Annotated in this window: 8 protein-coding genes; all 8 read right to left on the bottom strand. The window is 37.4% G+C overall.

Annotated elements, in window-relative coordinates; translation table 11 throughout:
• Window positions 1-8: 8 nt before the first annotated feature.
• The gene (locus ACESOD_RS07325) at window positions 9-392 is read right to left on the bottom strand and encodes a DUF948 domain-containing protein (protein ID WP_373094703.1); all 384 of its coding nucleotides are present in this window, start codon (window positions 390-392) and stop codon (window positions 9-11) included.
• Window position 393: 1 nt separating this feature from the next.
• Window positions 394-1,182, bottom strand: coding sequence for a prolipoprotein diacylglyceryl transferase (gene lgt / locus ACESOD_RS07320; protein WP_373094701.1), 789 nt, complete (start codon window positions 1,180-1,182; stop codon window positions 394-396).
• Entirely contained in the window at window positions 1,175-2,110 is a 936-nt protein-coding gene (gene hprK / locus ACESOD_RS07315) for an HPr(Ser) kinase/phosphatase (protein ID WP_061863279.1), read from the bottom strand. The genes lgt and hprK overlap by 8 nt, the downstream gene beginning before the upstream one ends.
• Window positions 2,111-2,300: 190 nt before the next feature.
• Entirely contained in the window at window positions 2,301-5,030 is a 2,730-nt protein-coding gene (locus ACESOD_RS07310) for an MBL fold metallo-hydrolase (RefSeq protein WP_373094699.1), read from the bottom strand.
• Between the two features lie 408 nt (window positions 5,031-5,438).
• Complete coding sequence (gene rpsU, locus ACESOD_RS07305; protein ID WP_000048054.1) at window positions 5,439-5,615, bottom strand: 30S ribosomal protein S21; 177 nt, start codon at window positions 5,613-5,615, stop codon at window positions 5,439-5,441.
• Window positions 5,616-5,885: 270 nt separating this feature from the next.
• Window positions 5,886-6,593 carry a glucosamine-6-phosphate deaminase gene (locus ACESOD_RS07300; RefSeq protein WP_049508421.1) on the bottom strand — a complete coding sequence of 236 codons (708 nt, stop codon included), beginning with the start codon at window positions 6,591-6,593 and terminating at the stop codon, window positions 5,886-5,888.
• Window positions 6,594-6,810: 217 nt separating this feature from the next.
• A complete protein-coding gene (locus ACESOD_RS07295; RefSeq protein ID WP_373094697.1) occupies window positions 6,811-9,060 on the bottom strand; it encodes a Cna B-type domain-containing protein in 2,250 nt (749 codons plus the stop codon).
• 322 nt (window positions 9,061-9,382) lie between these two features.
• On the bottom strand, window positions 9,383-14,359 hold a 4,977-nt coding region (locus tag ACESOD_RS07290; RefSeq protein ID WP_373094695.1), incomplete at its 5' end, for an SspB-related isopeptide-forming adhesin.

The raw sequence follows: 14,359 nt of genomic DNA, 5'->3' as shown, positions 1-14,359 counted from the left end.
CTCCTTTTTTATTTTTTAAAAAATTTACTTGCAACACGAATAGCAGACAATCCTGCACCAGTTTTTATAGTTTTTGATCCAGCAGTTGATGCTTTTTTACTCAAAACACGTGCTTGCTCATTTAGGTCCGAAACAGAAACAGAAAGGTCTGCAACTGCTGTAAAGAGGGGATCAATTGTAGCAACTTTGACATTGATATCATCAACAAGAACGTTGACCTTTGTAAGCAATTCATTTGTTTGATGAAGAGTTACATCTACATCTGATGTTAAAGTTTTAACAGTTTTTTCAGTTTCATCAATTACACGACCAACTTTTTGAAGGGTAATAATCAGATAAACTAAAAACACAACCAAGGCAATTGCCACAATAATATAAGCAACTTCTAACATTTTAATTCTCCTTTTTTACATTATAAAATGGTGCTTTTTTCCGATTTTGATAAAATATGATATAAATACCAAGTCCAATCAATAGCGCGGACAACCACTGGGATACTCGGAGTCCAAAGAACATGAGACTATCCGTACGCATACCCTCGATAATCATACGTCCAAATCCGTACCAAATTAGATAAAAGGCAGTGATATGACCACGACGGATATTCTTTAATCGGCGTCTAAAAATGACAATCAAGGCAAAACCAATCAGATTCCAGATAGATTCGTATAGGAAAGTTGGTTGACGATAGGAACCATCGATATACATTTGATTCTTGATAAAACCAGGTAAATAGTCTAGATTGTCAACGACTGCTCCATAAGCTTCTTGGTTAAAGAAGTTTCCCCAACGCCCTAGACTCTGAGCAATCATGACGCTAGGAGCCGCAATATCTAAGAAATCCCAAGTATTGATTAATTTGCGGTCAGCAAAGATATAGAGTACAATCGCGCCAGTAATTAAACCACCGTATATGGCAAGACCACCATTCCAAATGGCAAAAATCTCTCCCAGATGTTGGCTATAGTAATCAAATCTAAAAATAACATAGTAGAGTCTAGCTCCAATGATTGACAAAGGAAAGGCAATTAAGATGAAGTCCAAAATATCATCAGATAAAATCTTCTTTTTCGGTGCTTCTTTACTGGCAAGATATACCGCTAACACAAGACCTGAAACGATGCAGAGTGCATACCATCTAACAGCTAAAGGACCAATTTGAAAAGCGATTGGATCAATCATTTTTCACCTCGTTCTTTGCAATCAGATTTGTCAATCTTTCTTCAAATAGTCGAGTAGCATCAAAGCCCATTTCCTTAGCACGATAATTCATAGCTGCTGCTTCAATAACGACAGAAATATTACGTCCTGTTTTTACAGGAATACGAATACGTGGAATAGCTACTCCAGAAATCTCCAATTCCTCAGCATTATTGCCTAGGCGATCAAAAGTCTTTTGCGTATCATAATTTTCTAGATAGACAGCCAACTGAACTTGTGAAGAATCCTTAACTGCACTGGCACCATAGAGACTCATTACATCTATAATACCAACACCACGAATCTCAAGTAAATGCTTCAAGATTTCAGCTGGTTCACCCCAGAGAGTCATTTCATCCTTAGCAAAGATATCTACACGGTCATCTGCCACCAAACGGTGTCCTCGTTTCACGAGTTCTAGACCTGTCTCACTCTTACCAATACCACTGTCGCCCTGGATTAACACACCCATACCATAGATATCCATCAAGACACCATGTACACTTTCACGCTCAGCCAAACGAGAATCTAGGTAACTTGACAATTCTCCAGACAGACGACTTGTTGCTGTACGACTCGTTAAAATAGCGATTTTACATTCTCTAGCAGCCTTTAGCATTTCCTCTGGAACTACTAAACCACGCGCAACAATAACTGCAGGTGTTTCCGGTTGGAACAATTTCTGTAACACATGGTAGCGATTATTAGAAGACATGCTAATCAGATAAGACCACTCTTTCATCCCCAATAATTGAATCCGCTCTGGGGTATAGTAATCAAAATAACCTGTCATTTCGAGACCTGGACGACAAATATCGCCTGTATTGATTTCTTTTTCAAGTAATTCTGGCTCACCATAGACAATATCTAGTCTGAGCTTATCAATCACTTCTTTGACTAAAACCGACATAATTTTCTCCTTCAATCGAGTTCTCCCTACTATTATATCAAATTGTATTAGGAAGTTTATGTTTTTAACAGTGTTTGGGGTATTTATTTAAGAAAGCAACCTTTATAATTTTAACAGCCAAAAGGGATTAAACAATAGGTTAGTGTTTAATCCCTTCTCTTTAGTTATTCAACTATTCAACAGTACTAGACTACTCAGACACTTTATCACTGCTAGCTGGTACTGATTTTTCTTCACTACTTGTTGTAGATTCAGTTGTATGTTCAGCTGGTTCTCTTAGAGTTGCTTCTGTTGAAGTTGGTTCTTCCACAGTTGTTGCGTTTGGAGTCGTAGTTGTAGTACTTGTGGTTGTTGTTACTCCATTAGAAAGCATTCTACCATCACTACCTACTTTGTAACCATCAGGTGTAGTTGCATTTCGAAGCATTTCACCACTTGATTTGAAGTAATACCAGTCTCCTTTTTCTTGAATCCAACCAACTTGCATTTCACCAGACTTATTAAAGTAATAGTAATCTCCAGAGACTTCATGGATACCTGTGACCATTTTACCAGTCTCATTGTCTAAGTAATACCATTTACCAGAGTACTTGAACCAACCAGTCTCTGCAGCTCCAGATTCTTTATGATAGTACCAATCTTTGCCGTCAAATACCCATCCGGTTTCCATAGCTCCAGATTGGTTAAAGCTATATTTGACACCATCAATTTCCTGTCTGCCGGTCACCATAACTCCGTCATTTTGATTCAAGTAGTACCATTTACCTGCAGATTTTATCCAACCTTTTTTCTGCTCACCGCTTGATGCATAATAGTACCATTTGTCATCTTCTTGTTTCCAGCCAGTAACCATAGCACCGCTAGCCTTAAAGCTATATTGTTGCCCATCGATTTCTTTGGTTCCTGTAACCATCTCTCCATCTTTCGAATCAAGATAGTACCAATCACCAGCATATTTAATCCAGCCTTTTTTCAGTTCACCACTTGATGCATAATAGTACCATTTATCATCTGTTTGTTTCCAACCAGTAACCATAGCACCACTATCTTTAAAGCTATATTGTTGTCCATCGATTTCTTTGGTTCCAGTAACCATCTCTCCATCTTTCAGTTCGAGATAGTACCAGTCATTGTTGTATTTAAGCCAACCTTTTTTCTGATCGCCACTAGATGTATAATAGTACCATTTGTTATCAAACTGTTCCCAACCAGTTGCCATGACGCCTCCATCATTGAAACGATAGAGTTTGCCGTCAATCTTATTTAAACCAGTGAACATTTCTCCAGTTTTAGGATCTAGATAATACCATTTACCTGCATCATAGAGCCAACCACGTTTCATTTCACCTGAAGCGCTAAAGTAATACCATTTTTGGTGTGTGTATTGCCAATAAGTTCCCATTTCTCCGGCTTCATTGAAATAGTACAACTTTCCGTCAATTTCTTTGAAACCAATGGTCATTTTTTTATTTTCATCTAGGTAATACCATTTATTACCAATTTTATTCCAGGATGATGCTCTTACTTCATTTGAAAGCGCACCTGTATCATCAAAGACCAGAGTTGCTCCATTCACTGTTCTGGTACCAGTTTGCATAATCCCTTTTTCGTCAAAGTAATAGGTCTTACCATCAATGATTGCTAACTCGGATTCTTTTCGATATCCTTTAGAATCTACATAATACCAATGCTTGTCAATTTGAAGCCATTTAGAAGTTTGTAACTTCCCATCTTTATCCATATATAAAGATTTAAGAGTACCTTCATCATCAAAATCTTGAAGCCATTTATCTTGTTGCAGATGTCCTTTACCATTGAAGAAGTATTTCGCACCATCAATTGTATGCCAACCAGTTGCCATCTGATCATCAGCGAAATAATACTTCTTATATCCATCCTCAGTGATCCAACGTGCAGTAGTATTCGGAATATCTGGGTATTCTTGAGAAATATTATTAATGCCATCTGTTTTTATATCAAAGACAGTAGCATCTTTTTTATCACTTGAAGCATGAACGACTTGAACATTCATCTCTTTCAATTTATCTCTTGTTGCTTGAACATTGATATCCAAACCTGTTGTTTGCACAACGATAGATGGAGAGAGGTTATTGAGGAAATTAATGCTGTTCGAAACTTTTCCATCGAGGTGATGGTTCCATTTCATCAAATCGACTTTCCCAATTTGTGGTCCTAAGCGATCTTCAGCTCCATAAACATTATCAAGATCCCCACCCAGATAAATTTTCTTTCCATTTACTGTAACTACAGCAACAATCGAATTGGGATTATCATCATATACTTTCTTTAATTTTCCATCTGGACCGTATTCATTCTTGTAGTTATACAACTGAATATCCATATCCCCCAATTTGAAATGACTATCATTATCAGAGATATCTTGGATAAGATTGACTCCATATTTTCTAGCGGCATTCAGAGCATTATTATAGTTGAAAAGGTTATCCCACAAGCCCCATTGAGTGGCAATTCGATCATCCGAATATCGTTTTAGATAAAATTTATCAACCTTATATTTTTTTAGAACTTCGTCAGCTCCACCGATATGGTCACTATGAACATGTGTTCCAAGCATAAAGTCTAACTTCTGAACACCTACATGGTCAAGATGACGGAAAAGTCGATCTTCAATTGCGTAGAAATTTGACGTAATAATCCCCGATCTTAATGGATAAAGAGGATCGCTTCCATCTGGAAAGTCATAGTCTTCACCCATATCTATCAGCGCATAATGCCCATTACTTTCAAGCAAAATGGCATCTGTACCTGGACTTCCTTTGGTATTAATGAAATGAATCCGATTCACGTCAGACTGCGAACTTGTGTCCGCCTCAACTCTTGCGCTGACACTAAGAAACAAAAATGCTCCTAAAGCGACTGCAACTTTTGTTTTTTTCATGATAAAGCCTCTCAGATTTTTCTACTAATATATATAATTATACCAAAAAAACATGAAAAAGGGGTGTAAAAATGTAAAATGTCATTTTTACTACCCAAAATGACTTCTTTCTGCAATAGTATTTAAATATGAAAGATGAACTTTCGTACTCTTTTATCTGTAATCATAGTACTCTATAACTTTTCTTCAGTAACTGTTTCTGATAATTTTTCCCTAAACTTCTATCTGCTTGTTTATAACCTTCTCTGCAAAAATACTTTCTTGACTCTAATCTTTTAAAACTATCTTAAAAAATCAGCTATAATTAATATCATTATATCTATTTAACACTGAATTAACTATCTTCTCTGAGGTTTCACTCTTAGAAGCTAACAAAAAAGACTAGACAAGTCTAGCCTTTCTTATTAATTAGAATTTTTTACGTTTACGAGCTGCTTCTGATTTACGTTTACGTTTTACAGAAGGTTTTTCATAGAATTCACGTTTGCGTGTTTCTTGAAGAGTACCAGCTTTAGTAACTGCACGTTTGAAACGACGAAGAGCATCGTCAAGAGATTCATTCTTACGTACTACTGTTTTAGACATTTTTTTCACTCCCTTCAAGTTCAAGATCTATTCTATTTTACACGGAAAGAAGAAAATTGTCAAGAAAAAAATGAAATTCCCCCCAATCATTCCATTTATTTTTTAAAAAATGAGGATTATATATTCTTCTTTTCAAGGGATAATCTATCACGCACTCTTCTATTAGAACTATTGTACCACTTTCAGATAAACTGTATTCATTTTTTGAACATATCCAAACCAAAAAACCACCCAATCTATAGGATCGAATGGTTTTTAATGAAAAAAATCTTATTTCTTTAACAAGCTGAGTGCTGCTGCATCTGCGATAATAGTCACATCTGGATGGTTTTGCAGGCTGCTTGCTGGAAGACTTTCTGTCACAGGACCTTCAACAGTTCCAGCGATAGCTTCTGCTTTTGATTCCCCATAAGCAAAGAGAAGGATAGATTTAGCATCCAAAATATTTTTAATCCCCATTGAAATAGCTTGTGTTGGAACATCTTCAATCTTCTCAAAGAAGCGCGCGTTAGCTTCGATTGTAGACTGGTCAAGCTCTACAAGGTGAGTTTGGCTATCAAATGGTGTGCCTGGTTCATTAAAGCCAATATGACCATTGCGACCAATTCCTAAAATTTGTAGGTCAACTGGATGGTCAGCAAGAATTTGGTTGTAGCGTTCTACTTCTGCTTCTGCATTATCCTTGACACCACGTGGCAAGAAACTTTCTTTAAACGGTTTCTTGTTAAATAGATTTTCTTGCATAAAGTAACGGTATGATTGAGGATTATCCCCATCAAGACCTACGTATTCATCCAAGTTTACACTTGTGAGATTTGAAAAATCAAGATCGCTCTCAACGATTCGTTGGTAAAATTCCAGAGGGCTACTTCCTGTTGCAAGCCCTAATGTTTGTGCACCGTTTTCCAATTTTTCTTTTAAGATATCAAAAGCAACTTTTCCACCTTCAATTGGATTTTCCACTTGAATAACTTTCATAATTTTGTCCTCCATATTCTTTATTTCATTATATGGTATAGACCAATTTTTGTCAAGTGAAAACGGTTTATTTTTGTTGGAAATATAAATATACTAAACAAAGCAATTAAGAGTTCTACCCTTAAACAAAAAAAGAGAGGAGTTTGACGTCCTCTCTTAAATCTTATATCAGAAACACTTCCTGATTATATTTTAGAAAATGATTCTTTTTCTTATATTATTTTTTACGTTTAGCAACCAAACTCAATCCAACTAAACCAAGTGCTACTCCTAAAACGATTAAAACTGTAGTTTTCTGTTCACCTGTTTTCGGTAACTCATTGGCCTTTTTCTTTTCAGGCGTTGATGATGTTCCTGGTGCTGGAGGTGTTACTGGACCCGGAGGCGTTACTGGGCCTGGAGGCGTTACTGGACCTGGAGGCGTTACTGGACCTGGAGGTGTTACTGGACCTGGAGGTGTTACTGGGCCTGGAGGCGTTACTGGACCTGGAGGTGTTACTGGACCTGGAGGTGTTACTGGGCCTGGAGGCGTTACTGGGCCTGGAGGCGTTACTGGACCCGGAGGTACTGGTGGTTGATAGGTATTAATCAAAACTAGGTTCGTTTCATTATCTCGAACTATTTTTGATACATATCCCTCAGGAACATTGACTTCACTAATTGTATAGCTAATCATTTTTCCTGCTAAATATTTCGGAAGATTTGTAAAAGTATGAGTCCAATTATTATCTTCGTTCAAAATAACTTCTTGCCCTACTTTACTTCCATCAGCATAGAGTTGTACCTTAATGCTATTTGGGCGTTTCCCAGCTTTATTATCAGCATCCTCCCAACTCTTGCTGACTTTTAATTCTGTCACTTCAGGAGTATCTGGAATATTAGGGACATGTGTATTAGTGATGATATAGTTTGTCTGATCTATTTCTGTCGTATACCCCTCAACTTTGTCTTCTGCTACAGTATAAACAATTGCCTTTCCTTCAGCATCATTTTCAGGTAGCTGATCAAATGTAAAGTTCCAATTATCTTCTGATTTAACAGATTTACTTGCTACTTCTTTACCGTTAGCTAAAAGACGAACAGTTATAGCATCTGGACGAATGCCAGCTTTGTTATCTGTATCATTCCAAATTTTCTTACCTTTTATACTTGTAGTTCCTCGATAAGTATTGGTAAATGTAGTTTCCTCTTCACCGTAAGACACTGTTCCCATTTTGATACCATCATCATCCGTTACTGTTACAGTAACCTTTAGTTCATGACTATCATAATCGTAATTATCAGTGCTTTCAGGAATAACTTCACGAATGATATAGTTGTAAACTCCTTCTTTTTTATACTTAATAGCATTGAAGGTTACACTTCCATCTTCAGCATTTTTTACAATTTGAAGAGGTTCACTAGGGTTTGCAGCATCATAAAGTGCAAAGTTAAACTGATCTTTTTCTAGTGTTTTCCCTTTTAAAGTTTTGTGAGCCTTTAAGATAACTGATTCTGATTTTTCTGCGTTACCAAAACCTGATCCTGACTCTAGACGGACTTCACGTACCATACTACGTGTCTTAAAATTTGTGGCAGACCATGCCAAATTATTCGATACTAATGAACCTGCAGGAACTCCATCTGGTAATTTAGTAGAGTATTCAATATACATTGCCCAATGATAGTTATCTCCAAATGGAATCGTAAAGCCTGTGATTCCTCCTTGAGCATTTTTAGTGAATACTGCCTTGTTTGAAAAGTTATCTGATGGCTCTAACGTAAGAATATGAGCCTCATTACGAATTTTTGTAGGTTGTGTATCATAACGAACAGCTCTAAATGACTCAGGAATTAAGGTTTGTCCATTACCAAAAGTATCCGTAATTGTCATCCCACGAATCATATCTTGATTGGCATTCAAGAGAATACGCCACTTAATAATACTTGGATCTGTATCATCTTGATAACCGTATTTCATTTCATAGTCGCCTGCTTCACCACTGTCTTGTTTGTACTTGAAACTATAAGTCTTATGACCAATGGTAACAGTAACTGTTTGACTCTCCTTAATGACTTCTCGATTAATAGTTAAATTAAACTGTAAAGAAAGCTCTTTATTCTCAGGCCTCTTAGCAAAATAATCTGTGAAAGTTACCGTAACTTTTCCTGTACTAGGATCTGTTTGAGCAATACCAACCTTCGTGCCCTTACTATTTGTAACGTCAAAGGTCAAATTTGTAATCAATCTAAGCTCTCTAGGAATATCTAAAATCAATTGATCATTCTCAGAGATACTCTGACTATCTGGAAAAGTTAATTGATAAGTTGCGATTAAACGTTCCCCAGCAATAACTTCCACATCATCACTCAATTCAAGACCAGATCTCTCATGAATAATCTTAGTATCAAGATTATAACCCGTCACCGAATCTGCTTGAACTGTTTTTGCTAATTTAACTATTGATAAGCCTATTAGCAAAAACATTAAAAAAATGTTAAACATCTAGACAATTTATGCTTCATAATAACCTCCTTTACGATTAGAAAACATTTGATTATCTAATCAAATTATACCATACTTATTTAAAAAATATACAATTACTGACCATTTGTTTAATTAATTTTAAAGTTTTATTTTTATTCAAAGTTTTCGGTTTCTTAAATAAATTATAAAACAAAAAGAGAGGCATGAACCTCTCTTCTTGCGTTTACATACACTTATTTAATAAATGTATAACCAACTTTAGAATATCTTTGGTTTAGATACTCAAAGATAAATCTTGAATCATTCTAGAAAACTAGAAATATTAAGCTTCATCTTCTTTTTTGCGTTTCACAACCAAACCTAGACCTACAAGACCAAGTGCAGCACCAAGTGCAGCAATTCCAGATTTAGATTGTTCACCAGTGTTTGGCAATTCAGGACCTTTAGGTTTTTCTGGTGTTGGTGGTGTTGGTGGTGTTGGCGGTGTTGGTGGTGTTGGTGGTGTTGGCGGTGTTGGTGGTGTTGGTGGTGTTGGTGGTGTTGGTGGTGTTGGCGGTGTTGGCGGTGTTGGCGGTGTTGGCGGTGTTGGCGGTGTTGGTGGTGTTGGTGGTGTTGGTGGTGTTGGTGGTGTTACCTTGTTGTTAAACTCAGTATCTTCAGGCATTTGTGAAGTAAGAGTCAACACTTTACCATCCTTAGTTACAGTAACTCCAACAGTCGCTACCATCTTATCGTACTCAACTCCAGCCTCTGTACCTTTCACTTCTTCTACATGATAGATATAAGTACCTTCTTGACCACGTTTGAATTCAAGAGCTGAGAACTTGATCTTACCTTCAGCATCATTGCTTACGGTTTCAATCACGTTACCATCTTTGTCTTTCAATACGAAGCTGAATTCACCAGCTTTCAACGCACGACCTTCCAATTTCTTCGTGAAGTTGAATTCAACTTTCACTGGAATATTAACAACACGTTTTTCAGTTGGTTTTTCTGGTTTTTCAACTGATTTCTTAGTTGGATCATATTGGTGAACAATTTGAGAAGCTGTATTTTCAATATCTACACCTTCTTTAGCAGTTCCCTTGATACGTGCTGGAATATCAAACTTGTAGTAACGTCCAAATGCTAATTTAGCAATGTCGATTACTTGAGTATTTTCTGCACCTCCAAGTGACTTAGTCAAGTCAGCCTTAGATGTAGCAGTAATGACACCATCCACAATTGAGATATCAAACTTAGCTGTTACATCTTCACCAGTTACTGAATCATAAGCCTTAATTTCAGCTACATTAACATCCAAGTTTTCGCTATCATATTTATCTGTAATACCAACAGATTGAATATTGTGAGCTTCAGTGAATTTAGTTGTATCTAACCATACTTGGTAAACAACCTTATCACCCTTATGGAGTGTTTGAGTATTGATATTTTGCTTTTCATTATTATCAACTTTGTCCACGTATGGATCTTTGTTGGTATCAGCTACTTTATCAGTCAACTCTTTATCATCATCAAGGAGTTTATTTCCAGTGATATCAAATTTCTCTTCATTAAGAATATATTTCTCTGGATTGAACTCAGGAGTTTCTGGTGGAGTCACCTTGTTGTTGAACTCTTTGTCTGCTGGATCAGTTACGTTAGTGATGAGAGCTTTCACTGTTCCGTCATGTTTAACTTCTACAGTTACTACTGCTTTCATCTCATCATAAGTGACAGTTCCATCAGTACCTTTCACTTCTTCAACAGTGTAGTTGTGAACGCCTGCTTGTTCTTTCTTGAATTCGATAGCTGAGAACTTAACGTTTCCAGATGCATCGTTCGTTACAGTTTCAACAACTTTACCTGTTGAATCTTTAAGAACGAAGCTGAATTCGTTGGCTTTAAGCTCACGACCTTCCAAACGTTTAGTGAAGTTGAATTCTACTGATACTGGTACGCTGTTCACACGTTTTTCAGTTGGTTTGCTTGGTTTTTCAACAGTCTTGCTTACTGGGTTGTAGTAGTTTACAATTTGAGCCGCAGTATTTTCGATGTCTACTCCACCTTTAACGTCAGCTTTAACAGTTGCTGGGATGTCAAACTTGTAGTAACGTCCGAATTCGAATTTAGTTGTGTCAATGATTTGAGTATTTTCTGCGTCTCCAAGTGACTTAGTGAAGCCAGCTTTAAGAGTTGCAGTCATCACACCATTTTCAACCTTGATATCGAACTTGTCTGTTACATCTGCTCCACTTATTGAATCGTAAGCCTTGATAGCTGAAGCATCTACATCGACTTTCGTTTCATCGAAGTCATCAGTGATTCCTACAGATTGAACGTTGTCTTTGTTAGTTGCGTCAAATTTAGTTGTATCAAGCCATACTTGGTAGTAAAGTTTTTGACCACGTTTAACAGACTTAGTATTGATGTTTTGAGCTTCGTTGTTGTCAGTTCCATCGACATATGGATTTGTATTTGTTTCACCATATTTATCAGTCAATTCAGAATCATCATCAAGAAGTTTGTTGTCAGTGATTGAGAATTTCTCTTCATTCAAGACATATTTCTCTGGTTGGAACTTAGGCTCTTCTGGTGGAGTTACAACGTTGTTGAACTCTTTATCAGCGATATCGCCAACAGTTGCCACAAGAACTTTAGCTGTTCCATCGTGAGAAACAGTTACTGTTACATTCGCTTTCATAGTATCGTATGTAACGGTTGCGTCTGTTCCAGCTACTTCTTCTACAGTGTAGTTATAAGTCTTACCAAGATCGTCTTTACCAAATTCAAGAGTCTTGAAGGTAATTTTACCAGTAGCGTCATTCTTCACTGTTTCGACAACATTGCCATCTTTCTTAAGAACGAATGTGAATTCTTGATCTTGCAATTGACGACCTTCAAGAGATTTCGTGAATTTAAGATCAAGTGGAACTGGAACGCTATTTACACGTTTTTCAGTTGGTTTGCTTGGTTTTTCAACCTTCTTAGTTGTTGGGTTGTAGTAGTTAACGACTTGAGCTGCAGTATTTTCGATATCTGCACCAGCTTTAACAGATTCTTTCACTGTTGTTGGGATGTCGAACTTGTAGTAACGTCCAAATGCGAACTTAGTTGTATCGATGATTTGAGTGTTGTCTGCGTCTCCAAGTGACTTAGTGAAGCCAGCTTTAAGAGTTGCAGTCATCACACCGTTGTTCACAGTGATGTCGAATTTATCTGTTACTTCTGCGCCTGTTACTGAATCGTAAGCTTTGATCTTAGTAGAATCAAGTTCCAACTTCGCTTCATCGTAGTCATCAGAGATTCCTACTGATTGGATGTTGTCCTTGTTAGCTGCGTCAAATTTAGTTGTATCCAACCATACTTGGTAAACCAATTTAGCGCCACGTTTAACAGTCTTAGTGTTCAAGTTTTGTTCTTCGTTGTTTGAAGTTCCATCTACATATGGATTTGTATTTGTTTCACCATATTTATCAGTCAACTCAGAATCATCATCAAGAAGCTTGTCGCCAGTGATATCGAATTTCTCTTCAGAAACAACGTATTTCTCTGGTTGGAACTTAGGTTCTTCTGGAGGAGTTACGACGTTGTTAAATTCTTTATCCGCAATGTCGCCTACAGTTGCGATAAGAACTTTAGCTGTTCCATCGTGTTTAACTGTAACTGTTACATTCGCTTTCATGGTATCGTATGTAACGGTTGCGTCTGTTCCAGCTACTTCTTCTACAGTGTAGTTGTGAACGCCTGCTTCCTCTTTCTTGAATTCGATAGCTGAGAACTTAACGTTTCCAGACGCATCGTTCATTACAGTTTCAACAACTTTACCTGTTGAATCTTTAAGAACGAAGCTGAATTCGTTCGCTTTCAACTCACGACCTTCCAAGCGTTTAGTGAAGTTGAATTCTACTTGTACTGGTACGCTGTTCACACGTTTTTCAGTTGGTTTGCTTGGTTTTTCAACTGTCTTAGAAGTTGGGTTGTAGTAGTTGACTACTTGAGCCGCAGTATTTTCAATATCTACACCACCAGGTACATCAGCTTTCACTGTTGTTGGGATGTCAAACTTGTAGTAACGTCCGAAGGCGAATTTAGTTGTGTCGATCACTTGAGTGTTTTCTGCGTCGCCAAGTGACTTCGTGAAGCCAGCTTTAAGGGTTGCAGTGATCACACCATTGTTCACAGCGATATCGAATTTAGCTGTGACATCATCACCTGTTACTGAATCGTAAGCTTTGATCTTAGTAGAATCAAGATCCAACTTAGTTTCGTCGTAGTCATCTGAGATTCCTACTGATTGGATGTTGTCCTTATTAGCTGCGTCAAATTTAGTTGTATCCAACCAAACTTGATAAACCAATTTATCGCCACGTTTCACAGTCTTCGTATTCAAGTTTTGTGCTTCGTTGTTTGATGCATCATCCGCATATGGGTTGGCATTTGTATCTGCGACCTTATCTGCCAATTCTTTGTCATCGTCAACGAGCTTGTCGCCTGTGATATCGAATTTCTCTTCAGAAACAACGTATTTCTCTGGTTGGAACTTAGGTTCTTCTGGAGGAGTTACGCGGTTGTTGAATTCTTTATCAGCGATATCGCCAACAGTAGCCACAAGAACTTTAGCTGTTCCATCGTGAGAAACAGTTACTGTTACATTCGCTTTCATAGTATCGTATGTAACGGTTGCGTCTGTTCCAGCTACCTCTTCAACTGTGTAGTTGTGAACGCCTGCTTGTTCTTTCTTGAATTCGATAGCTGAGAACTTAACGTTTCCAGATGCATCGTTCGTTACAGTTTCAACAACTTTACCTGTTGAATCTTTAAGAACGAAGCTGAATTCGTTCGCTTTCAACTCACGACCTTCCAAGCGTTTAGTGAAGTTGAACTCTACTTGTACTGGTACGCTGTTGACACGTTTTTCAGTTGGTTTGCTTGGTTTTTCAACTTTCTTCGTAGTTGGGTTGTAGTAGTTAACTACTTGAGCCGCAGTATTTTCGATATCTACACCGCCAGGTACATCAGCTTTCACTGTTGTTGGGATATCAAATTTGTAGTAACGTCCGAAGGCGAACTTAGTTGTGTCGATAACTTGAGTATTTTCTGCATCGCCAAGTGACTTAGTGAAGCCAGCTTTAAGTGTTGCAGTAATCACTCCACCTTCAACTGTGATATCGAACTTAGCTGTGACATCATCACCTGTTACTGAATCGTAAGCTTTGATCTTAGTTGCATCAAGCTCTAATTTAGTTTCATCGTAGTCATCTGAGATTCCTACTGATTGGATGTTGTCCTTGTTAGCTGCGTCAAATTTAGTTGTATC

It is taken from the genome of Streptococcus oralis, from assembly GCF_964238205.1.
Lineage (GTDB): Bacteria > Bacillota > Bacilli > Lactobacillales > Streptococcaceae > Streptococcus > Streptococcus oralis_CZ.
This window is presented reverse-complemented; position numbering and strand designations above follow the sequence as displayed.

What these genes read in the sequence shown, in the direction of transcription:
- ACESOD_RS07310 (WP_373094699.1), bottom strand. Translation starts at nt 5,030, where the DNA reads ATGAAAAAAACAAAAGTTGCAGTCGCTTTAGGAGCATTTTTGTTTCTT.
- hprK (WP_061863279.1), bottom strand. Translation starts at nt 2,110, where the DNA reads ATGTCGGTTTTAGTCAAAGAAGTGATTGATAAGCTCAGACTAGATATT.
- ACESOD_RS07325 (WP_373094703.1), bottom strand. Translation starts at nt 392, where the DNA reads ATGTTAGAAGTTGCTTATATTATTGTGGCAATTGCCTTGGTTGTGTTT.
- ACESOD_RS07300 (WP_049508421.1), bottom strand. Translation starts at nt 6,593, where the DNA reads ATGAAAGTTATTCAAGTGGAAAATCCAATTGAAGGTGGAAAAGTTGCT.
- ACESOD_RS07295 (WP_373094697.1), bottom strand. Translation starts at nt 9,060, where the DNA reads ATGTTTTTGCTAATAGGCTTATCAATAGTTAAATTAGCAAAAACAGTT.
- lgt (WP_373094701.1), bottom strand. Translation starts at nt 1,182, where the DNA reads ATGATTGATCCAATCGCTTTTCAAATTGGTCCTTTAGCTGTTAGATGG.
- rpsU (WP_000048054.1), bottom strand. Translation starts at nt 5,615, where the DNA reads ATGTCTAAAACAGTAGTACGTAAGAATGAATCTCTTGACGATGCTCTT.